Annotated in this window: 17 protein-coding genes; 9 read left to right on the forward strand and 8 right to left on the reverse strand. The window is 72.3% G+C overall.

Going from position 1 to position 19,501, the window contains the following annotated elements:
- Nucleotides 1–191 precede the first annotated feature (191 nt).
- The 3 genes from ACIBCT_RS33960 to ACIBCT_RS33970 all read right to left on the reverse strand — a co-directional run bounded on the left by ACIBCT_RS33960 (nucleotide 192) and on the right by ACIBCT_RS33970 (nucleotide 3,487).
- Nucleotides 192–1,190, reverse strand: a complete 999-nt coding sequence (locus ACIBCT_RS33960; protein WP_399195727.1) for an ABC transporter substrate-binding protein — start codon at nucleotides 1,188–1,190, stop codon at nucleotides 192–194.
- Nucleotides 1,191–1,333: 143 nt separating this feature from the next.
- Nucleotides 1,334–2,365, reverse strand: a complete 1,032-nt coding sequence (locus ACIBCT_RS33965; protein ID WP_399195729.1) for a LacI family DNA-binding transcriptional regulator — start codon at nucleotides 2,363–2,365, stop codon at nucleotides 1,334–1,336.
- A gap of 516 nt (nucleotides 2,366–2,881) precedes the next feature.
- A complete protein-coding gene (locus tag ACIBCT_RS33970) occupies nucleotides 2,882–3,487 on the reverse strand; it encodes a TetR/AcrR family transcriptional regulator (RefSeq protein WP_399195731.1) in 606 nt (201 codons plus the stop codon).
- An 85-nt stretch (nucleotides 3,488–3,572) separates the two neighbouring features.
- Here ACIBCT_RS33970 and ACIBCT_RS33975 point away from each other — a divergent pair, with 85 nt between their 5' ends.
- From ACIBCT_RS33975 to ACIBCT_RS33990, 4 genes are all read left to right on the forward strand, one after another.
- Entirely contained in the window at nucleotides 3,573–4,214 is a 642-nt protein-coding gene (locus tag ACIBCT_RS33975; protein WP_399195733.1) for an NAD(P)-dependent oxidoreductase, read from the forward strand.
- A 120-nt stretch (nucleotides 4,215–4,334) separates the two neighbouring features.
- Nucleotides 4,335–5,852 (forward strand): FAD-dependent oxidoreductase, encoded by a 1,518-nt coding sequence (locus tag ACIBCT_RS33980; RefSeq protein WP_399195734.1) that lies wholly within the window; start codon nucleotides 4,335–4,337, stop codon nucleotides 5,850–5,852.
- 219 nt (nucleotides 5,853–6,071) lie between these two features.
- A complete protein-coding gene (locus tag ACIBCT_RS33985; protein ID WP_399195736.1) occupies nucleotides 6,072–6,347 on the forward strand; it encodes a DUF2795 domain-containing protein in 276 nt (91 codons plus the stop codon).
- Nucleotides 6,348–6,462: 115 nt separating this feature from the next.
- Complete coding sequence (locus ACIBCT_RS33990) at nucleotides 6,463–7,047, forward strand: hemerythrin domain-containing protein (protein WP_399195738.1); 585 nt, start codon at nucleotides 6,463–6,465, stop codon at nucleotides 7,045–7,047.
- 210 nt (nucleotides 7,048–7,257) lie between these two features.
- Here ACIBCT_RS33990 and ACIBCT_RS33995 read toward each other — a convergent pair whose 3' ends face one another.
- From ACIBCT_RS33995 to ACIBCT_RS34005, 3 genes are all read right to left on the reverse strand, one after another.
- The gene (locus ACIBCT_RS33995; protein WP_399195740.1) at nucleotides 7,258–8,433 is read right to left on the reverse strand and encodes a zinc-dependent alcohol dehydrogenase; all 1,176 of its coding nucleotides are present in this window, start codon (nucleotides 8,431–8,433) and stop codon (nucleotides 7,258–7,260) included.
- A complete protein-coding gene (locus tag ACIBCT_RS34000) occupies nucleotides 8,430–8,837 on the reverse strand; it encodes a hypothetical protein (RefSeq protein ID WP_399195742.1) in 408 nt (135 codons plus the stop codon). The genes ACIBCT_RS33995 and ACIBCT_RS34000 overlap by 4 nt, the downstream gene beginning before the upstream one ends.
- 151 nt (nucleotides 8,838–8,988) lie before the next feature.
- A complete protein-coding gene (locus ACIBCT_RS34005; RefSeq protein WP_399195744.1) occupies nucleotides 8,989–9,429 on the reverse strand; it encodes a DUF4383 domain-containing protein in 441 nt (146 codons plus the stop codon).
- Nucleotides 9,430–10,172: 743 nt separating this feature from the next.
- Here ACIBCT_RS34005 and ctaD point away from each other — a divergent pair.
- Complete coding sequence (gene ctaD / locus ACIBCT_RS34010) at nucleotides 10,173–11,873, forward strand: cytochrome c oxidase subunit I (RefSeq protein WP_399195746.1); 1,701 nt, start codon at nucleotides 10,173–10,175, stop codon at nucleotides 11,871–11,873.
- 194 nt (nucleotides 11,874–12,067) lie between these two features.
- Here ctaD and ACIBCT_RS34015 read toward each other — a convergent pair whose 3' ends face one another.
- The gene (locus ACIBCT_RS34015) at nucleotides 12,068–13,195 is read right to left on the reverse strand and encodes a class I SAM-dependent methyltransferase (protein ID WP_399195748.1); all 1,128 of its coding nucleotides are present in this window, start codon (nucleotides 13,193–13,195) and stop codon (nucleotides 12,068–12,070) included.
- A gap of 392 nt (nucleotides 13,196–13,587) precedes the next feature.
- Nucleotides 13,588–14,760 (reverse strand): UDP-N-acetylglucosamine--N-acetylmuramyl-(pentapeptide) pyrophosphoryl-undecaprenol N-acetylglucosamine transferase, encoded by a 1,173-nt coding sequence (locus tag ACIBCT_RS34020; RefSeq protein WP_344896949.1) that lies wholly within the window; start codon nucleotides 14,758–14,760, stop codon nucleotides 13,588–13,590.
- Nucleotides 14,761–14,989: 229 nt separating this feature from the next.
- Between ACIBCT_RS34020 and ACIBCT_RS34025 the strand changes: the two genes are divergently transcribed.
- The 4 genes from ACIBCT_RS34025 to ACIBCT_RS34040 all read left to right on the forward strand — a co-directional run bounded on the left by ACIBCT_RS34025 (nucleotide 14,990) and on the right by ACIBCT_RS34040 (nucleotide 19,425).
- On the forward strand, nucleotides 14,990–16,237 hold the full coding sequence (locus ACIBCT_RS34025; protein WP_399195750.1) for a leucine-rich repeat domain-containing protein: 1,248 nt from the start codon (nucleotides 14,990–14,992) through the stop codon (nucleotides 16,235–16,237).
- A 117-nt stretch (nucleotides 16,238–16,354) separates the two neighbouring features.
- Nucleotides 16,355–17,200, forward strand: a complete 846-nt coding sequence (locus ACIBCT_RS34030) for an NmrA family transcriptional regulator (RefSeq protein ID WP_399195752.1) — start codon at nucleotides 16,355–16,357, stop codon at nucleotides 17,198–17,200.
- Between the two features lie 111 nt (nucleotides 17,201–17,311).
- Nucleotides 17,312–18,133 (forward strand): aminoglycoside 3'-phosphotransferase, encoded by an 822-nt coding sequence (locus tag ACIBCT_RS34035; protein ID WP_399195754.1) that lies wholly within the window; start codon nucleotides 17,312–17,314, stop codon nucleotides 18,131–18,133.
- 272 nt (nucleotides 18,134–18,405) lie between these two features.
- Complete coding sequence (locus ACIBCT_RS34040) at nucleotides 18,406–19,425, forward strand: ketopantoate reductase family protein (RefSeq protein WP_399195756.1); 1,020 nt, start codon at nucleotides 18,406–18,408, stop codon at nucleotides 19,423–19,425.
- Nucleotides 19,426–19,501 lie beyond the last annotated feature (76 nt).

The following is a 19,501-nucleotide window of genomic DNA, read 5'->3' on the forward strand; positions in this document are numbered from 1 at the left end:
CGGGGGGGGGGGGGGGGGGGGGGGCGCCCCCCCCGCGCCGCCCCCCGCGCCGGCCCCCCCCCCCCCCCCCCCCCCCGGGGGCCCGCCCCCCCCCCCCCCCCCCCCCCCCCCCCCCCCCCCCCCCCGCGGTCATCGGTCGTCCGGTACGCGCGCCCGCTCGGTGCGGGCGCCGTCCGGTCGTACGCCCTCGATCAGTACTTACGGTCGGCCAGGACCGCCTTGGCCTGCTCGGGCGTGAAGGTGGTCTCCTCGGTGAGCACCCGCTGCGGGATCTGCTCGCCCTTGACGGCCTTCTTGACCAGGTCCATCAGTTGCGGGCCGAGGAGGGGGCTGCACTCCGCGATGAAGTTGATCTTCCCGTCGGCCAGGGCCTGCATGCCGTCCTTGACCGCGTCGATCGTGATGATCTTGATGTCGGTGCCCGGCTTGAGCCCCGCGCCCTCGATCGCCTCGATGGCGCCCAGGCCCATGTCGTCGTTGTGCGCGAACAGCACGTCGATGTCCTTGTGCGCCTTGAGGAAGGCCTCCATGACCTCCTTGCCCTTGGCGCGGGTGAAGTCACCGGTCTGCGAAGCGATGATCTTGAACTTGGGGTCGGCCGCGATGGCCTCGCCGAAGCCCTTCTTGCGGTCGTTCGCGGGGGCCGAGCCCGTGGTGCCCTGGAGCTCGACGATGTTGACCGGGTCGGACTTGCCCTCGTACTCCTTGACCAGCCACTCGCCGGACTTCTTGCCCTCGACGACGAAGTCGGAGCCGATGAAGGTCTTGTAGAGCGAGGTGTCGCTGGAGTCGACCGCCCTGTCGGTCAGGATGACCGGGATGTTGGCGTCCTTGACCTCCTTCAGGACGGTGTCCCAGCCCGACTCGACCACCGGCGAGAAGGCGATCACGTCGACCTTCTGCTGGATGAACGAGCGGATGGCCTTGATCTGGTTCTCCTGCTTCTGCTGGGCGTCGGAGAACTTCAGGTCGATGCCCGCCGCCGCGGCCGCCTCCTGGACGGACTTGGTGTTGGCGGTACGCCAGCCGCTCTCCGCGCCGACCTGCGAGAAGCCGAGCGTGATCTTGTCGGACCCGCCGCCCTGGGCGGTCGCGCCGGTGGTGCCGGCGTCCCCGCCGCCCGAACCGCAGGCGGTGAGCACGACGGCCATGAGTCCCGCGGCCAGTACCGCGGGCAGTTTCTTGAACATGAACCTTCTCCTGATAGTGAGGTGAGGAGTTTTCTCGAAGAGCTCGAAGAGGAGGTCGCCTCCCGGACGCTGTCCGGGACCGGCGAGGAAGGGGGACGGATCGGCACGGAGGGAACGGAGGCCGATCGGGCGGTACGGGAGCGTCAGTGAGGGGCGGGGCCGCTGCTCTCCCTGACCACCAGTTCGGGTTCCACGATGCGCGGGCCTCCTTCCTCGGCGCCCTGGATGCGGTCGATCAGCAGCCGGAAGGCGTGCCGTCCGACCTCTCCGAAGTCCTGCCTGACCGTCGTCAGCGGCGGCCAGAAGTAGGCGGCCTCGGGCACGTCGTCGAAGCCGACCACGCTGACGTCCTCGGGGACGCGCCGGCCCGCCTCGCGCAGGGCCCGCAGCACCCCCAGGGTCATCTGGTCGTTGGCCGCGAACACGGCCGTGACCGAGGGGTCCTCGGCCAGGCGCCTGCCGAGCCGGTAGCCGGAGTGCGCGCTCCAGTCACCGGCCGCCACCTCGGGCACCGGCCGTCCCTCGGCCTCCAGCACCGACCGCCACCCCTCGACCCGTCCCCTGGCGTCGATCCAGTCGGGAGGGCCGGACAGGTGCCAGACGGTCTCGTGCCCGAGGCTCAGCAGGTGCCGGGTGGCCCGTACGGCGCCGCCGCGCTGGTCGACCATGACCACGGGGACGGGGATGTCGTCCCCGGCGTCCACCGCGACCAGCGGCAGGCCTGACGAGAGGTGGCGCAGGCCGTCGGCGGCCGACTCGTGCGGGGCCAGGACGACGATGCCGTCGACCGACTGCGCGTGCAGCCGCTCCACCCCCTCCCCGATCGACCTTCGGTTCAGGGTGCCGAGGCTGGCGATGTTGACCACGTAGTCGTTCTGCCGGGCCGCCTGCTCGATCGCGTAGAGCGTGGAGGCGGGCCCGTACAGGGTGGTGTCGAAGCTGACCACACCGAGGACTCCCGAGCGGCCCGTGACGAGCTGGCGCGCCGCCGGGTTGGGCCGGTAGCCGAGCTCGTTCACCGCCGCCATGACACGCGCCCGGGTCTCGGGGCGCACCCTGTCGGGAGCGTTCAGCGCCCGGGACACCGTCATGGCGGAGACCCCGGCCAGCTCGGCGACATCGTCCAGCACCGCCGGTCTGGTCCTCGCCTTGCCGTTGTCGGCACTGGGTGTCATGGGGGTCCTCGTCATGTTTCGCTGGGGTTACCAGAGTGTTTGCGATAACACCGACCATGTCAATACCGGCGAAGTCACCTTTTCTGGGGTTTTGCCAGGAGGGCGGAATCACCCCCTTCAGCCGGAGTTCTTTCTGAATCGTGATGTACGGGCCCCTTGACGCGCCTGCTGGTAGCGCTAACAATCGGAGCCGCGACCCGGCCGTGAAATCCTCACGTACGCATGCCCTTCCACGCGCGCGGCCTTCCCGGGCGGGCGCGACGTCACCGGCGGAGGGCGTCCCCCACCCAGCCCCGCGCCCTCCCGTCACCGGCACGCGGCCCCCGCCCCCGGGCGATCACGCCGCACCACCGCCCGCGCCCGCGGAGACGTTCCGTCGGACACGGAGAGGGTCCGGCGCCCGCGGAGACGTTCCGTCGGACACGGGTCGGCGATCACGGGCCGGCCGGTCCCGCGCCGATCGATCCTGCCCGGATCGGCGCGGGACCGGTCACCGCGAGCCGTCCAGCGAGCCGGTCAGCGCAGGCCGTCCAGGAGCGTCCGGGCGAGCCCGGCGGCGAACTCGTCGACCGGCAGGGCGGCCGGGCCCAGGGGCGGGCGGCCCGCGGCGAAGGAGTGCAGGAACGCGCGCTGGAAGCAGGCCCCGAGGAACAGCGCCGCCGCCGCGGCCGGGTCGGCGTCGGAGCGCAGCCGCCCGGCCGCGCGCTGCTCGCGCAGGTAGGCGGTGAGCGCGTCGAGCGGCCGGTGCGGGCCGTTGCCGAGCCTGGCCATCTCGTCCCCGTGCCGGCGCAGCAGGACCGGGTCGGAGAACAGGGAGGCGGCGATCGGGAAGCTCGACGCGTAGAACGCCACGGCGTGCCGGGCGACCTCCACCAGCGTCTCCTCGACGTCGCGGCCGTCCATGCCACCGCTCTCCAGATCGGCCACGAGCGGGCCGAACGGGGGCAGGCGCTCCTGCAGGACGAGCACGAACAGCTCCTCCTTGCTCTCGAAGTGCTTGTAGAGGGCGGCCTCCGAACACCCCGCGGCGCGGGCGATCTCCTTGGTGGTCGTACGGGCCAGGCCGATGGTCCGCATCAGGTGCTCGGCGGCGTCCAGGATGCGGACCCGGGTCGGCTTCATGCTGGGTGCTCCCCCGGGTTGACGAATGGTGAGTGTTCACCCACCCTAATGGTTAGTGAGCACTCACCAACCACATGGAGGCGCAATGAAGCTGACCGTCTGCGGAGCCACGGGGGGCACCGGCCAGGAGGTGGTCCGGCAGGCACTGGAGGCCGGTCACGAGGTGACGGCGGTGGTGCGCGACCCCGCCCGGCTGCCGGGCGACCTCGCCGGCGCGCGGGTCGTCACGGCCGACGTCACCGACCCGCGGTCGCTCCGCCCGGCGATCGAGGGACGGGACGCCGTGCTCTCCGGCCTGGGCGCGCGCAGCCGCGGGCAGGCCAAGGCCGGCGTGGCCGCCCCGGTCACCCGCGGGATCCTGGCCGCCATGGCCGGGTGCGGGGTGCGCCGCCTCGTCGTGGTGAGCGCGGCCCCCCTCGGCACCTCACCTCCGGGTGAGCCCTTCCTCGACCGCCGGATCCTCACCCCCCTGGTGCGGGCCGTCCTGAGCCCGGTCTACGACGACCTCAGGGCGATGGAGCGGGCGATCGCCGAGAGCGACACCGACTGGACGGTCCTGCGGCCGCCCCGTCTGCTGAACGGGCCGGTGACCGGGAGGTACCGGCTGGCGGTGGGCTCCGGCGTCCGCGCCGGCCGCACGATCGCCCGCGCCGACCTGGCCCACGCGATGCTCGCCGTGCTGGACGACCCGGCCACCGTCAGACGGACGGTCGGCATCGCCTACTGAGCCCGCCCCGTCCCGGACGACCCCTGACGTGCGAGAAGGTGCCGCGCGGGCCGGGCGGCGCGTCGTTTGCGCCCTGCCCGTCAGGGCACGCACCCGGGTATGACCATGCAGTCCTATTGGATGGAATCAGCGCCCGGAGTGCCCTGTCCGGCCCTCGATCGTGACCTGCAGGTGGACGTCGCCGTGGTCGGCGGAGGGATCGCCGGCCTGAGCACGGCCTGGGAACTCGCCCGGGCCGGCCGGTCGGTGGCCGTCCTGGAGGCCGGCCGGATCGCGGCCGGGGTCACCGGCAACACCACCGCCAAGCTGTCGGCCCTGCACACCCTGATCTACGCCGACCTCGCCTCCTCGGCCGGGCCGGAGGCCGCGGCCCTCTACGCCCGTTCGCAGCGGGAGGCGATCGCGCACCTCATCGCCACCGCCACCGAGCTCGGCGTCGACTGCGACATCGAACGGGTGCCCTCGCTCACCTACGTCGAGTCGGCCGACGGGGTCGGCAAGCTCAAGGCGGAGGCCGAGGCCGCCGAGCAGGCCGGGCTGCCGGCCTCGTTCGTGACCGAGAGCTCGCTGCCCTTCCCGATCGCCGGCGCGGTGCGGGTGGAGGATCAGGCCCAGTTCCATCCGCGCGCCTACCTGCTCGCGCTGGCGGAGGCCATGACCGGGATGGGCGCGCTCGTCTTCGAGGGGACGCGCGTGGTGGGCCTGAAGGAGGGCTCGCCCTGCCGCCTCACCACGTCCGAGGGGCTGACCGTCACGGCGACGGACGTGGTGGTGGCCACCCACTATCCGATCTTCGACCGTTCCCTGCTGTTCGCCCGGATGGAGCCGCACCGCGAGCTGGTCGTCGCCGCCGCGATCCCGGCCGATCAGGACCCCGGCGGCATGTTCATCACCACCGAGCAGAGCACGCGCTCGGTCCGCACCGCCCCGTACGAGGACGGGCAGCGCCTGCTGATCGTCACCGGCGAGTCGTTCCTTCCCGGGTCCGGCAACGTCGGCGACCGGCTGGAACGGCTGCGCTCGTGGACCGTCGAACGGTTCCCCGGGGCTCGCCCCACGCACTGGTGGGCGGCCCAGGACAACGACACCACCGACGGCGTGCCCTTCGTCGGCCCGCTGCACCCCGGCGCCAAGCACGCCTACGTCGCCACCGGGTTCGGCGGCTGGGGCATGAGCAACGGCGTCATGTCGGGGCTGCTGCTGAGCACGCTGATCACCGGCGGCGGGTCACCGTGGGCGGGGTTGTACGACCCGCGGCGGCTGCGCCCGGTACGCGAGGCCGGGCCCGCGCTCAAACTACAGGCCACCGTCGCCAAGCACTTCGTCGGCGACCGCCTGTCCACCGCCGGCACCGGCGCCCAGGACGCGATCGATCTGCTCCCCGGAGAGGGGACCGTGGTCAAGAACGGCGGCAAGCGCTGCGCCGTCTACCGTGACGAGACCGGGACCCTGCACGCGGTGTCCGCCATCTGCACCCACATGGGCTGCGTGGTGGGCTTCAACGAGGCCGAACGCTCCTGGGAGTGCCCGTGCCACGGCTCGCGCTTCGGCGTGGACGGCGCCGTCCTGCAGGGGCCCGCGGTGACCCCGCTGGAGAAGGTGGACCTCGCCTCCGGGGACGAGGACACGTCCGGATGAGCCCGCAGGGACCGCCGCTGACAGCGATGTTTGCTCATCGTGAAGAGGGTAAGGGGCTGTTCGCACGACGGGGAGATTCCGTCCGCCGGAACGAGGACCACCGGGACGGAATCACCGGACACATGACAGGAAAACAAAAAAGCTGAGCTTGTACACCCGCCTTGAGCGTTTCCCGGCTGAAGCGCGGAAGGCTCCGTGATCACATCGAAGGAGAGCGACATGGCACCGATATCGCACGCCCCCGGTCACGAGCCGGGCACCCCGCACGGCATCGACCCGGCCGGTGTGGAGGCCCGCAGCGAGCTGGCCCGCTGGGTCAGCGGCGCCGGGGTCTTCCCCACCGACCGTGACACCCTGATCGGCCGTGCCCAGGAGCAGGGCGCGCCCGACACGGTGCTCGGCACCCTGCGGTCCCTGCCCGATCGGACCTTCACCAACATCGCGGACGTGGCCGAGACCCTCGGCTACGGCAAGGAGGAGAGCGGGCAGGGCTGAGACTCCCGCGTACGGCGCCCCGTGCGGGACGGCACGATCACATCCGGTCTCCTTCCGGCACGGGTCTCCGTGCCCCGCGGGACCGGCCAGACCGTACTCGAAGGAGAGGGAGCAGATGACCGACCGTCAGACGGCACCTGAACTGATGGACGAGAAAGACGTGGTGGAGCTGCTGCTCGCCCAGCACTCGCTGATCCGGGACCTGTTCGACGAGGTCGAGACGGCCTCCGCCGAGGACAGGCCAGAGGCGTTCCAGCGCCTGGTGCGGCTGCTGGCGGTGCACGAGACCGCCGAAGAGGAGATCGTCCACCCCTACGCCCGCCGCAAGATCGAGGGCGGTGACGCGGTGGTGGACGACCGCCTGGCCGAGGAGAACGAGGCCAAGCAGCTGCTCATGACGATGGACAAGGCCGGTGCCGACGACCCGGAGTTCCTGACGAACCTCGCGGTGCTCCGGGCCGCGGTCATGGCCCACGCCCGCAGCGAGGAGCGCTACGAGTTCACCCAGCTGCGCGCCCAGACCAGCGAGGCCGAGCGCCGGGCCATGGCCGTCGGGGTGAAGGCGGCCGAGGCGATCGCGCCGACCCACCCGCACGCCGGGGTGGAGTCGGCGACCAAGAACCTGCTGGTGGGGACCCCGGTCGCGATGATGGATCGGGCCCGCGACGTGATCCGCCAGGCCATGGGCAAGACGGGCTGAACGTCCGCGCACGGCGAACGGCCCGCCCCTCCTGAACGTGGGAGGGACGGGCCGTTTCCTCGTCCGGCGGGCCGGTCGTTCTCGCCCGATGGGGCCGCAGGACTGCGGGGACCGCGGGACGGCGGGGCCATGGGAGGGACGGCGGGTGCCGGACCCCCGTGCACGGCGAAGGGCCGGTCCCCCTCGGCGGCGGACCGGCCCTTGCACGTCCTACCGGTCCGGGTAGAAGACGGCCCGCACGCAGCCGTCCTCCTTGCGCTTGAACATCTCGTACCCGCGGGGACCGCCGTCGAGGCCCATCGGATGCGTCTCCAGGTGACTCGCGTCGATCTCGCCCTTGGCCATCCGGTCGAGCAGCATCGGGATGTACCGCTGGCCGTGCTGCTGGCCGCTGCGCAGGGTGAGGCCCTTGTTCATCACCGCGCCCATGGGGAACTTGTCGACGAACCCGAGGTAGACGCCCATCACCGAGACCGTCCCGCCCTTGCGGCAGGCGTGGACGGCCTGGCGCAGCGGCAGGCCGCGGTCGGTCTGCAGCTGCAGGGCCTGCTTGGTCCGGTCGAAGGCGTACTGCGCGCCGGTGCCGTGGCCCTCCATGCCGACCGCCTCGATGCACACGTCCGGGCCGCGTCCGCCGGTCATCTCCTTGAGCGTGCCGAGCAGGTCGGTCTTCTCGTAGTCGATCGTCTCGGCGCCGATCCGCTTCTCGGTCATGGCCAGGCGCTCGGGGAAGCGGTCGATGCCGATGACCCGCTCGGCGCCCATCAGCTTGGCGGCGAGCATGGCCATCTGGCCCACCCCGCCGCACCCCCACACCGCGACCACGTCACCGGGGCCGACGCCTCCGATGTCGGCGCCCATCCAGCCGGTGGGAACGGCGTCGGAGGCGAACACCGCGTTGGAGTCGCTCACCCCCTCCGGCACCGGGAAGGCGTTGACGTCCACGAACGGCACCCGCACGTACTCGGCGTGGCTGCCGGCGTACCCGCCGAGGGCGTGGGAGTAGGCGAAGATGCCCGCGGTCGCGTGACCGATCAGCGTCTCCAGGAAGCCGGGGTTGGGATTGCTGTTGTCACACAGCGAGTACATCTCCTGGCGGCAGTAGTGGCAGCCGCCGCAGCCGATGATGGAGCAGACCACGACGCGCTCGCCGACCCGGCGGTCGCGCACGTCCGGCCCGACCTCGACGATCTCGCCGAGGAACTCGTGGCCGAGGATGTCGCCCGCCATCATGGTCGGCACGTACCCGTCGATCAGGTGCAGGTCGGAGCCGCAGGTGGCGCTTGCGATGATCTTGACGATGGCGTCGCGGCGGTTGAGCAGCCCCGGCTCCGGGACGTCCTCCACCGACACCTCGTTGATACCGGTCCAGCACACGGCCTTCATCGGATCCCCCTCCTCATCAGCCGCTTGGCCCCCGGCAGCACGGTCCGCCCGGCCAGGGTCCTGCGGCCTTCCGTCTGGCCCTCGACGCGGAGCACCTCTCCGGTCTCGATGAGCTGCTTGACCGCGCGCAGCCGTTCCCTGGGGGCGCCTTCCGAGGTGCGAACCGCCACCTCGGTCCCGCGGCCGCCCGGGGCCTCGCTGAAGCGCACGTCGTGCTCCTCGACCAGCCTCGCCAGTTCTCCGGGGCGGTCGGGCCCGGTGAGGACCTCCGGGGAGCACTCGATGGTGAGCGCGTACCACTCGGCGGGGTTCGGCGTGGCCCTGCGGGACAGCAGGCGCCGGCCGATCGCAGCGGCCGCCAGACCCGCCGACGCCGCGGCCACGCTCTTGATGACCGAGGTCATGTCAGATTCCCTTCGTGTGAGGACGCCCGGTCTCCGCGCGGGAGACCCGGCGGCCGGGCGGGCCTTCGCCCCCGGACGGGGCGGGGGACGCTCCCGTCCGGGAACGTCCCCCATCACCGCCGTGCCCCCGACCGGGCCGGGGGTTCGTCTCCTAGTGGTGGGAGACGGTGTTACGGCGGGAGAGCAGCACGCCCAGGGCGATCATGCCGATGCCCAGGAGCAGGTGCAGCCAGTTGTCGGCGCTGTTGAGCGGCACGAAGTTGGCGTCGCTGTCGTGACCGACGAGCATGCCGTACACCCACAGCAGCAGGTAGACGACGCCACCGCCGATGAGGTAGTTACGGGCGCCTCCCCAGGTGCGGGAGAGGACGATACCGGCGATGCCAAAGAGCAGGTGGACGATGTTGTGCAGGATGGACACCTGGAAGATGCCCAGGAGCATGGCCTCGGACTCGTGCCCGGCGAACTCCATGCTGTCGTAGTTGGTGGTTATCCCCGGAATGAATCCCAGTACTCCCACCAGCAGGAAAACCACTCCGACGGCCATCGCGGCCGTCTGGAGGCGGGTCTTGTTACGTGTGGTGGCGTTCATGATCTCTCCTTGGGTACGGCGTGGCGGCGTCCCGGCCCGGACCGCAGTCCGGGAAGCGGGCGCGTATGGGGGGCGGTCATGACCTCTATGGAGTCCACGAGGATCACGCCGGGCCCGGCCGGTCGAGAGGCACGCCGTCCCGTGGCCGCGACGGGGAGGTCACCGGGGCCGATGACGGCGGCGAGGCGGGCCTCACCGCGCGCCACGGCGACGTGACCGCCGGCGCCTGGACACGATCTCAATTCACGATCCCTTTCGAGTACGTCGTCAGAGAGGCGCGTGCCGCTCTCCTGCCGAGCCGCTCCCGTACCCGGGCGTCGCATCTCAAACCTGCCGGTTCGAACGGGCAGGCCCTTCCCCCCCCTCCGGAGGCACGTTCCAGAGCGCGGCCCGGTCACGGCCGTCGTGCCCGGCCGTCAGGACACCTCGATCCACCTGCCGTACCCGGCGAAAGGACGGCTCGTCGATCTCCGTGGCCCTCTCCACGGGCGCCGTGACCAAAAAATTACCGACCTCGTGTCTGTTTGGGCGGATCGACACGGGTACGTGAGCCGGATGATGCACGTCCCGCAGTTCTTCGGGGCCTGAAAGCCCGTGGAGATCCTCGCCGCCGTCACGCGCCCCGCATCCGGTGCGTCGGCACGGCGGCTCCCCCTTCCCGCCGTGCCGCTTCCCCCCTCCGACCGGGTGTCGGGCACGAGCGGTTCCACGACCTCCTGCCCGGCCCAGGGAGAGATCAGTTCATGACCACCATCCAGGAGCGGTCCGCCGGCGAACCGGCGACCTCCCCACTGGCGCCGCGCAACAGCGCGCCGGGCTCGATCCTCGCCAGATGGCTCTCCAGCACCGACCACAAGGTGATCGGGTACATGTACCTGATCAGCTCGTTCGGCTTCTTCGTGATCGGCGGGGTGATGGCCCTGATCATCCGGGCCGAGCTCGCCCAGCCCGGGATCCAGCTGGTCAGCCAGGAGCAGTACAACCAGCTGTTCACCATGCACGGCACGCTGATGCTGCTGCTGTTCGCCACCCCGCTGTTCGCCGGGTTCGCCAACGTCATCATGCCCCTGCAGATCGGCGCCCCCGACGTCGCCTTCCCCCGGCTCAACATGGTCAGCTTCTGGCTGTTCCTGTTCGGCGGGCTCATCGCGGTCTCGGGATTCTTCACCAACGGCGGCGCGGCCGACTTCGGCTGGACCGGCTACCCGCCGCTGTCGACCGCCACCTTCTCCCCGCAGTACGGCGGGGACCTGTGGATCATGGGCCTGGTGATGTCCGGTCTGGGCACGATCCTGGGTTCGGTCAACTTCATCACCACGATCATCTGCATGCGGGCCCCCGGCATGACGATGTTCCGGATGCCGATCTTCACCTGGAACACGCTGCTGACCGGCGTGCTGGTGCTGATGGCCTTCCCCGTGCTGGCCGCAGCGCTCCTCGCCCTCGAGGCCGACCGCAGGTACGGCGCGCACATCTTCGACCCCGCGTCCGGTGGACCCCTGCTGTGGCAGCACCTGTTCTGGTTCTTCGGCCACCCCGAGGTCTACGTCATCGCGCTGCCGTTCTTCGGCATCATCACCGAGGTCATCCCGGTCTTCAGCCGCAAGCCCATCTTCGGCTACATCGGCCTGGTCGGCGCCACCATCACCATCACCGGCCTGTCGATGACCGTCTGGGCCCACCACATGTTCCCCACCGGCCAGGTCCTGCTGCCCTTCTTCTCCTTCATGTCCTTCCTCATCGCCGTCCCGACGGGGGTGAAGTTCTTCAACTGGATCGGCACCATGTGGCGCGGCCACATCGCGCTGCACACCCCCATGCTGTTCGCCATCGGCTTCCTGGTCACCTTCCTGCTCGGCGGCCTGACCGGCGTCATCCTGGCCTCCCCGCCGCTGGACTTCCACGTGCACGACTCCTACTTCGTGGTCGCCCACTTCCACTACGTGGTCTTCGGCACCGTGGTGTTCGCCATGTTCGCGGGCTTCTACTTCTGGTGGCCCAAGATGACCGGCAAGATGCTCAACGAGAAGCTCGGCAAGTGGCACTTCTGGACGCTGTTCGTCGGCTTCCACGCCACCTTCCTGGTCCAGCACCTGCTGGGCTCCCTCGGCATGCCGCGCCGCTACGCCGACTACAGCCCCCTGGACGGCTTCACCGGCCTGAACATGGTCTCCTCGGCCGGCGCGCTGCTGCTGGGCGCCTCGACCCTGCCGTTCATCTACAACCTGTGGTACACCGCCCGGCACGGCGAGCGGGTGACCGTCGACGACCCCTGGGGGTACGGCAACTCGCTGGAGTGGGCCACCTCCTGCCCGCCACCACGGCACAACTTCACCTCGATCCCCCGCATCCGCTCCGAGCGTCCCGCCTTCGACCTGCACCACCCCAAGGTGGAGGAACAACCCCGCCAGCTCGACCCGACCAAGCCCTCCGAGGAGATCTGACCGCGGCGTCCGCGTGAAGAGCGTCCGGTCTCCGGGAGGGACCCGCGCTCTTCCGGAGGACGCCGAGGACGGGTCCTCGGCCGTCGGCCCGGCCGGTCCACGAGCCGGCCGGACCGCCCTGCGGAGCCCGATGGAGCCCTGCGGGCGCGACCGGCCCCGGTCCCGGGCGGCCCGGGACCGGCGGTCCGGCGCCCTCAGTGGCGGACGGCCGTGAACAGGGCGTAGCTGATCTGCGGGATCTGGCCGAAACGCCGGTACATCTCTCTGCGGGCGGTCGGGCGCTCGGCGGCCTCACCGGCCGGGCCGGTGGCCGCCATGGGGAGGACCTCCTCCACCTGGCCGAACGACCGGCTGATGTTCGCCCATATGTCATGAAAAATCTCGATCTTCAGTCCGGCCTGGTCCATCCGCCGGTAGAGGTCGTCGGCCGTGGGCAGGAACCGGACGCCGAAGCTCCGCGCGAAGCGTTCGATCTCCTCACCCGGGAGCGGCTCCAGCAGGTACCACTCCCCCACCACGAACCGCCCTCCCGGCCGCAGCACCCTGGCGATCTCGTCCAGGGCCGCCGACGGGTTCTCCAGGTGGGCCAGCGACTCGATGGCGTACGCCGCGTCGAAGGAGTCGTCCTCGAAGGGCAGCCACATCGCGTCGGCGAGCTGGAAGTCGGCCTGGCCCACGCCCTCGCCCGCCTCCGGACGCGACCGCGAGAGCCGCACCTGGTACTCGCTGAGCGTGACCCCGGTGACCTGCACGTCGCGGGCCGTGGCGATGCGTACCGCGGGCCTGCCAGTCCCCGAGCCCACGTCCAGGACATGGTCCCCGGGAAGGACCTCCAGCCGCTCGGCCACCAGGTCGGTGAGACGGTCCGTCGCCTCGCCCGCGGACGCCTCGTCGTACTCGTCGGTCCAGTAACCGGCGTGCAGGTTCCCGCCGAACGGGTCGGCCGGGACGTCCGGCTCCCCCGTCCGAGGGCTCGTGGCACCGGCCCAGGACCCGGACGTGTCCGCCCAGAAGCCGGACACGCTGTCATGGGCGCCGGACGTACCGGACCACACGCCCGTCACGCCCGGCATGTCGTCGCGGACGTCGGACGTCTCGGCCCACACCCCGGTCACGTCGTCGCGGGAACCGACCGTCTCGGCCCACACGTCGGACGCGTCGTCACGGGAGTCGGCCGTCTCGGCCCAGGAACCCGACGTGCCGGCCCACACCCCGGTCACGTCGGGCGCGTCCAGCGCGTCGGGCCCGTTGTCGTGGGCGCCGGCGAAGCGGTCGTGGGTCTCGCCGGTCCCCTCGGGCGAGGGTCTCTCCTGCCGGGTCATAGTCAGCTCAGCCTGCCTCTCCGGGGCGGTCCGCATGAGATTCCGTGACGGGAGGGCACGGCGAGAGGCACGCCCTCCCGGCCTCACCCGGCCACCCGGCCGCCGATCGCGACCGGGCGGGGCCGCGCGCTCCCGCCCGTGACCCTCCATGAAGGATCACGGGACGGGTGCCCGCCGTACCACGTTCCCGGCGTCACCGCGTCGCACGTGGCGCGGTCGCCAGATTACTCAGCGTGCACACCGGGAGCCACGGCGCAGCCGGGGCATGTTCGGTAAATCTTCGTTCACGGGATAGGGCGGGTCAGAGCACCCCAGGTCTCCCCGGCGGGGCACGTCCCCGCGTCGGCCGGGCGCGGGGACGTCCGCGCGCGGACCGGGACGTCACCGGCGCCTCACCGGACCCCGGCGCCGGCCCCCGCCTCCTCCAGGAGCACCCGCGCCAGCGTGTCGGCCGCGTCGACGCGGCCGAGGGAACCGGCGGCGCCGGCCATGGCGGCACGGGCCCGCGGGTCCCTCAGCAGCGCGTCGAGCTCGGCCATCAGGTGCTCGGCCGTGGGACCGTTCTCCAGCAGGGCCCGGGCAGCGCCCGCCTCGGCCAGGTAGCGGGCGTTCTGGCGCTGCTCGTCGGCGGCCGAGGGCACCAGCGGGACGAGGACGGACGCCTTGCCCACCGCGGTCAGCTCGGCCACCGTCCCCGCGCCGCTGCGCGAGACCACGACGTCGGCGACCGCGAACACGTCGGCCAGCTCCGCGCCGACGTAGGGCACCGGGCGGTAGCGCTCGCGCAGCCACCCGGGCAGGGCGTCCGCGGTACGGGTGAGCTGGTCGATCCAGCCGGGTCCGCACTGGTGGAGCACCTGCGCCCGGCCGAGCAGGTCGGGCAGGATCTTCTCGATCATGGTGTTGATCTGCCGGCTCCCCTGGGCGCCGCCGGTCACGTACACCACCGGCAGGTCGGGCGTGAGCCCGAAGTGACGCCGCGCCGCGTCGACGTTGCCGCGCAGCAGCTGGGGGCGGACCGGGTTGCCGGTGACGACGGCCCGGTCGCGCACCCCGGCGGGCAGGTGCTCGATCGAGGAGGGGTGGGTCAGCGCGATCCGCCGGGCGAAGCGCGACAGGATGCGGTTGGCCAGGCCCAGGGAGGTGATCTGCTCGTGCATCACCAGCGGGCGGCCCAGCACCCGCGAGGCCACCCCCAGCGGCACGCAGACGTACCCGCCGGTCGACAGCACCACGTCGGGGCGGTAGCGGGCGGCGATGCCGAAGGCCTGGAACACGCCCACCGGGATGCGGAACATGTCCGCCAGGTTGGTGAGCAGCTCGCGCGGGTTGGGCGAGCGCCTGAGCTTGCCCGCCTTGATGGCCCGGAACGCGATGCCGTGCTCGGCCGCGACACGGGCCTCCAGGCCGGTCGCCGTACCGACCCAGAGCACGTCCAGGTCCAGGCCGCGCGCGGCGGCGTGGTCCCGCAGGGCCGTGACGGTGGTCAGCGCGGGATAGGTGTGACCACCGGTCCCGCCTCCGGTGACGAGCAACCGCAGGGTCCGGTGATGTCCGGCCTCCATGTCTGTCCTTCCTTCGCTGTCGCGGCGGTGTTTGGCCGTCGTGACGGTCGTGCCCGAGGGGCCGCGCCGGAGTGCTCCGGAACCCCGGGCACGGTACCCGAGGCGCCCGTGAAGATCCACTTCGCCCTCCGTCGCGGAACGGTCGCCTCCTGTACCTCCCGACACGCCCGCCGTCCGGGGCGTCGGCCGATCGGTCCTGTGGATTCGCCGCGATGAGTACGGTATGTGAATGGATCTGACGGAAGAGCATTTCTTCGGGGCGTCGGAGCGTCTCGGTGACGCGCTGGCGGTGCTCCAGAAACAGGCAGGGGCGGGCGCGGAGGCGCTCGGCTACTTCGGCGACATCGCGCGGGAACTGCACTCCATCGGATCCTGGTTACGGCGCCCGGCTCAGGTCCGGGAGTGGCCGCAGCACATCATGCCCCCCGTCTACGGCCTGCTGTTCGCCCAGGCGTGGGAGCTGGCGTTCCCCGACCTGACGCCCCCGGCCTTCCCCGACGGCGCGGAGCGGACCGAGGCCGGCTGGACCGTGCACCGGGCCACCGTCTGGTTCGGCGACACCCACGTCCCCGGATGGCTCGACCTCAAGGCACCGCTCATCGTGATCGGCCACCTGTCGGTGGAGGGACTGCTCGACGACGGCGACGCCTCCGAGAGCTACCTCGCGGTGGCCGGTGACGTGCGGGCCCGCGCGATCCACAGCGCCGCGGACCACCTGGTGCTGGGCACCCTCTCGGCGGAGGTCGTCTTCTGCACGGGCAGCGACGGCGTCCTGGTCACCGGCGGGGACATCATGGCGGACCTGTTCGTCCCCTCCGAGCACGCCTACGCGCACTACGGCAAGCTCCGGGCCGGGGTCGTCGGCGCCGGGGACCGGGCCGACGTGGTGGCCGAGCGGCTGGCGCCGTGGCTGCCCTCGGGCTACGTCCGCCTCGGCGTACCGGGCACCCCGGTGGACAGGTGGCGCGTCCTGCAGGAGGCGGCGGTGGGACGCTCACCGGTGCTCGCCCAGCCCCGGCCTGTGGTGTTCCCGCCCCCGGCGCTGCTGCTCTCCGCCCTGGCCGCGCCCGCCGCGGTGACCGAGCTGGACCTGTCCGGCAGCCGCCTGCACCGCGTCCCCGAGGACATCTCGGCCCTCACCGCGCTGACCCGGCTGGACCTGGAGCAGACACCGCTGACCGGCCTGGACGGCATCGGGGGCCTGCGCACCCTGGAGCACCTGTCGATCAGGAACACCCCGGTGCGGTCGCTGGCACCGTTGCAGTCGCTGAAGGACCTGCGCCACCTGGACGTCTCCTACTGCGAGGACGTCCGGGACTGGACCGTTCTGCTGGACCTGCCCGCGCTGGACACGCTCGTCGCGCACGGCTGCGCCCTGCCGCCCCAGGTACGCGCGCAGCTGTTCGCCAGGCTCGGCGAGCGGATCATCGGGCAGGGACCGCTTCCGGCGGGACGGCCTGACGATGTGACGGCCTGACGATGTGACGGCCTGACGATGTGACGGCCGGGCCGGTGTGACTGGCGGATCGGCGTGACTGGCGGATCGGCGTGACGAGCCGGGTTTTTGTCGGTGGCGACTGGTTGGGTGGCGGGCATGACTGAGCGACCCGTCCTCGTTCTGGGGGCCACCGGCTCCACCGGCCGCCGGGTGGCGGCCCTGCTGCGCGCCGCCGGGCATCCGGTGCGCGCCGCCTCCCGTGAAGGTGGGGTGCGCTTCGACTGGACCCTGCCGGAGACCTGGGGGCCCGTCCTGGACGGTGTGTCGAAGATGTACCTCATGGCGCCCAGCGGGGTGGCGGTCGACCCGGCCTTCGTCGCGCAGGCGGTGGAGCGGGGCGTCAGGCGCATCGTGCTGCTGTCCGCCGCGGCGATCGAGGCGATGGGCGACGAGCGCCTGATGGCCGCCGAGCGGACGGTGCGCGCCTGCGGCACGGCCTGGACCATCCTGCGGCCGACCTGGTTCGCCCAGAACTTCGACGAGGGCCTCTTCCGCCAGGACGTCATGGCCGGTGAGCTCGCGCTCCCGGTGGGTGACCTGCGCCAGGCGTTCGTCGACGCGGACGACGTCGCCGCGGTCGCGGTGAAGGCCCTGACCGTGACCGGCCACGCCGGGCGGAGGTACGAGCTGACCGGTCCCGCCGCCCTGTCGTTCGCCGAGGCGACGGCGATCGTCGGCCGGGCCGCCGGGCACCCGGTGCGCTTCCTGGGAACGCGGGAGGCGTATCTGGACGCGCAGGAGGCGATCGGCCGTTCCCCTGCCGAGGTGCTGGGCGAGATCGAGGCGTACGCCGCGCTGCGGAACCTGGGCGACGCCGAGCCCGGCGAGGTGGTGCGCCGGGTGACCGGGCGCGCCCCGAAGAGCTTCCGGGCGTACGCCGCCGAGGCCGCCGCCCGGGGTGCCTGGCGCGACCGGGCGACGGCCGGGTCGCGCGGGGCCTGAAATCGGTCGGCGGTCCTTCGCGGCGAGGACCGGCGCCCCGCCACGGGGAGGCCGTCCCCCGTGGCGGGGAAACCTGTCGCCCGTCCGGCCCACCGGGGGGATCATGTACGCGTGAGCGATCCCGCCCTCCCCGTCATCCCCGAGATCCCGACCGGCCCCGTGACCGTCCCCGCCGCCGTCCTCGCGCTCGCCGGCGACGACACCGTCACCCCGGTGTGGCGCAACGAGCTCGGCGGGCTGACGTTCCGCCTCGACGACGGGCACGGCCGCACCAGGTACGCCAAATGGGTCGCCACCGGCACCCCGGAGATCGACCTCGCCGCCGAGGCCGAGCGCCTGACCTGGGCGCGGCGCTGGGTGACCGTCCCGCCCGTCATCGAGCACGGCCGGGACGCGGACGGCACGTGGCTGGTCACCGAAGCGGTCCCCGGCCGCCCGGCGGTGGACCCGCGGTGGCTCGCCGCCCCGGCGGCCGCGGCCGCGGCGATCGGCCGGGGGCTGCGCCTGCTCCACGACACGCTGCCCGCGCAGGGGTGCCCGTACGACTGGAGCGTCGAGCGGCGGCTCGCACGCGCCGACCGGCGCATCGCCGGCGGCGAGGGCGCGGCCGGCCTGTCGCCCGAGCACCGGCACCTCGGCCCGGCCGAGGCACGGGAGCGCCTCGGCCGGCCGCCCGCGATCGACGGCCCGGTCGTCTGCCACGGTGACGCCTGCGTCCCCAACACGCTGCTGCACGACGACGGCACGTTCGCCGCGCACGTCGACCTCGGTTCGCTCGGGGTGGCCGACCGGTGGGCCGACCTCGCGGTCGCGGCATGGAGCACGGAGTGGAACTACGGCCCCGGGTACGACGGCGTCGTGTACGACGCGTACGGGATCGCCCCGGACCCGGAGCGCATCGCCTACTACCGCCTGCTGTGGGACATGAGCTGACGTTTCGCGGATCTCTTCCGGCACGTCCATGACGAGGCCGGGAACGGAGATCTTCCGGCACGTCCACGACAGGACTGAGAGCGGAGGTCTTCCGGCATGTCCATGACGAGGCCGGGAACGGCACGGGTGAGACCGCCCGGCCCACGGGACACCGGCCTCGGACGCCCGCGCCGAACGACCGGCGTGACGGCCCGGGGACGACACCCGAGGACGCGGACGTCCCCCGGGGGGCCCGGTTGGATCCGCGGCACCGGCTGTGCGAGGGTCGGCCGATGCGATACATCATCATCGGAGCGGGGGCCGTCGGCGGTGCGATCGGCGGGCGGCTCTTCGCCGCCGGGCACGAGGTCGTGCTGGTGGCACGCGGTGCCCACCACGCGGCCCTGCGCGACGGCGGGCTGCGGCTCACGGTCCCCGACGGCTCCCTCACACTGCCGATCCCGGCCGTCGACCGGCCGGAGGCCCTCGAACTGCGTCCCGGTGACGTCCTCGTCATGGCGGTGAAGACCCAGGACACCACCGGCGTGCTGGAGAGCTGGGCCGGTCGGCCGGTGGCCGGTGGCGGCACCGCCTGCGAGGAGCTCCCGCTGGTCTGCGCGCAGAACGCGGTGGAGAACGAGCGGCTGGCCCTGCGGCGGTTCCGGCACGTGTACGGGATGTGCGTCTGGCTGCCGGCCACGCACCTGGAGCCGGGAAAGGTCGCGGCCTTCGGGTCGCCGCTGACCGGGATCCTGCACGTCGGCCGCTACCCCTCGGGAACCGACCGGACCGCGGAGCGGATCTCGGCGGACCTGGAGACGTCGGCGTTCCTCGCGCCGGTCGTCCCCGACGTCATGCGCTGGAAGTACGCCAAGCTCCTGGCCAACCTGGCCAACTCCCTGGAGGCGGTCTGCGGCCCGGTCGACGGGGACGACCTGCTCGGCCTGTACCGGCGCACGGTGGCGGAGGGCAGGGCGGTGCTCGACGCGGCCGGGATCGCCTACACCGGCGAGGAGGAGGAGAAGCGCGTGCGGGGCGACAGGATCCGGCTGCTCGAGGTCGAGGGCACCGAACGGGGCGGCGGATCGTCGTGGCAGAGCCTGGCCCGGGGCACGGGGTCGATCGAGGCCGACCACCTCAACGGGGAGATCACCCTGCTGGCGCGGCTGCACGGGACGGCGGCACCGGTCAACGAGACCCTCCAGCGGGTGGCGAACGCGTTCGCCCGCGAACGCCGGGCGCCGGGGAGCATGCCCGTCCCCGAGCTGCTGGACCTCATCGACCGGCGGGACCGGGCCCCGGACCGGAGCTGAGACCGGGATCGGGGCCCGCGCCGGAGGCGGGACGGGACCGGCCGGACTCCGTCCCCGTCCCTTACCGGCCCCCGTG

The organism is Streptosporangium sp. NPDC050855 (genome assembly GCF_044456585.1).
In the GTDB taxonomy this organism is placed as follows: Bacteria; Actinomycetota; Actinomycetes; order Streptosporangiales; family Streptosporangiaceae; genus Streptosporangium; species Streptosporangium longisporum.

Bases quoted from the DNA above. Each gene is read 5' to 3' on its own strand.
- ACIBCT_RS34015 (WP_399195748.1), bottom strand. From the start codon at position 13,195: ATGACCCGGCAGGAGAGACCCTCGCCCGAGGGGACCGGCGAGACCCAC.
- ACIBCT_RS34005 (WP_399195744.1), bottom strand. From the start codon at position 9,429: ATGAACGCCACCACACGTAACAAGACCCGCCTCCAGACGGCCGCGATG.
- ACIBCT_RS33965 (WP_399195729.1), bottom strand. From the start codon at position 2,365: ATGACACCCAGTGCCGACAACGGCAAGGCGAGGACCAGACCGGCGGTG.
- ACIBCT_RS33980 (WP_399195734.1), top strand. From the start codon at position 4,335: ATGGAATCAGCGCCCGGAGTGCCCTGTCCGGCCCTCGATCGTGACCTG.
- ACIBCT_RS34040 (WP_399195756.1), top strand. From the start codon at position 18,406: ATGCGATACATCATCATCGGAGCGGGGGCCGTCGGCGGTGCGATCGGC.
- ACIBCT_RS33990 (WP_399195738.1), top strand. From the start codon at position 6,463: ATGACCGACCGTCAGACGGCACCTGAACTGATGGACGAGAAAGACGTG.
- ACIBCT_RS34025 (WP_399195750.1), top strand. From the start codon at position 14,990: ATGGATCTGACGGAAGAGCATTTCTTCGGGGCGTCGGAGCGTCTCGGT.
- ACIBCT_RS33960 (WP_399195727.1), bottom strand. From the start codon at position 1,190: ATGTTCAAGAAACTGCCCGCGGTACTGGCCGCGGGACTCATGGCCGTC.
- ACIBCT_RS33985 (WP_399195736.1), top strand. From the start codon at position 6,072: ATGGCACCGATATCGCACGCCCCCGGTCACGAGCCGGGCACCCCGCAC.
- ACIBCT_RS34030 (WP_399195752.1), top strand. From the start codon at position 16,355: ATGACTGAGCGACCCGTCCTCGTTCTGGGGGCCACCGGCTCCACCGGC.
- ACIBCT_RS33975 (WP_399195733.1), top strand. From the start codon at position 3,573: ATGAAGCTGACCGTCTGCGGAGCCACGGGGGGCACCGGCCAGGAGGTG.
- ACIBCT_RS33970 (WP_399195731.1), bottom strand. From the start codon at position 3,487: ATGAAGCCGACCCGGGTCCGCATCCTGGACGCCGCCGAGCACCTGATG.
- ACIBCT_RS34020 (WP_344896949.1), bottom strand. From the start codon at position 14,760: ATGGAGGCCGGACATCACCGGACCCTGCGGTTGCTCGTCACCGGAGGC.
- ctaD (WP_399195746.1), top strand. From the start codon at position 10,173: ATGACCACCATCCAGGAGCGGTCCGCCGGCGAACCGGCGACCTCCCCA.
- ACIBCT_RS34000 (WP_399195742.1), bottom strand. From the start codon at position 8,837: ATGACCTCGGTCATCAAGAGCGTGGCCGCGGCGTCGGCGGGTCTGGCG.
- ACIBCT_RS33995 (WP_399195740.1), bottom strand. From the start codon at position 8,433: ATGAAGGCCGTGTGCTGGACCGGTATCAACGAGGTGTCGGTGGAGGAC.